The 750-nt window shown below is 48.1% G+C and carries 1 rRNA gene; it reads left to right on the top strand.

Annotation, left to right across the window (positions count from 1 at the left end):
- Positions 1-215: 215 nt before the first annotated feature.
- A 23S ribosomal RNA gene (locus QN378_RS23305) occupies positions 216-750 on the top strand; the annotation flags it as partial.

Genomic DNA, 750 nt, shown 5'->3' with positions numbered 1-750 from the left:
CGATGGTGAGTGTTGATTTCTGATCTTTGATTAGAAAGTTTAATCGTTTTAATCGTTCTTTAAAAATGTGGGTATGTGATAGAAAGTTAGACCGGGCAGCGCTTTCACTGGCGGTGTCACGGGCTAAGGTAAAATTTGTGAGCGCTCTTTATTGAGCATGCGAATTTTCGGCGAATGTCGTCTTCATAGTATAACCAGATTGCTTGGGGTTATATGGTCAAGTGAAGAAGCGCATACGGTGGATGCCTTGGCAGTCAGAGGCGATGAAAGACGTGGTAGCCTGCGAAAAGCTTCGGGGAGTCGGCAAACAGACTGTGATCCGGAGATGTCTGAATGGGGGAACCCAGCTGTCATAAGACAGTTACCTTACACTGAATACATAGGTGTATGGAGCGAACCAGGGGAACTGAAACATCTAAGTACCCTGAGGAAAAGAAATCAACCGAGATTCCCTTAGTAGTGGCGAGCGAACGGGGACCAGCCCTTAAGTTGCATTGAGATTAGCGGAACACTCTGGAAAGGGTGGCCATAGTGGGTGATAGCCCTGTACGCGAAAATCCCTTTGCAATGAAATCGAGTAGGACGGGGCACGAGAAACCTTGTCTGAATATGGGGGGACCATCCTCCAAGGCTAAATACTACTGACTGACCGATAGTGAACTAGTACCGTGAGGGAAAGGCGAAAAGAACCCCGGAGAGGGGAGTGAAATAGATCCTGAAACCGTATGCGTACAAGCAGTGGGAGCCCAC

This window comes from Pseudomonas sp. 10S5, assembly GCF_035019745.1.
In the GTDB taxonomy this organism is placed as follows: domain Bacteria; phylum Pseudomonadota; class Gammaproteobacteria; order Pseudomonadales; family Pseudomonadaceae; genus Aquipseudomonas.
Note: the sequence above shows the minus strand (reverse complement) of the source record. Positions and strands in the feature narration are given on the sequence as shown.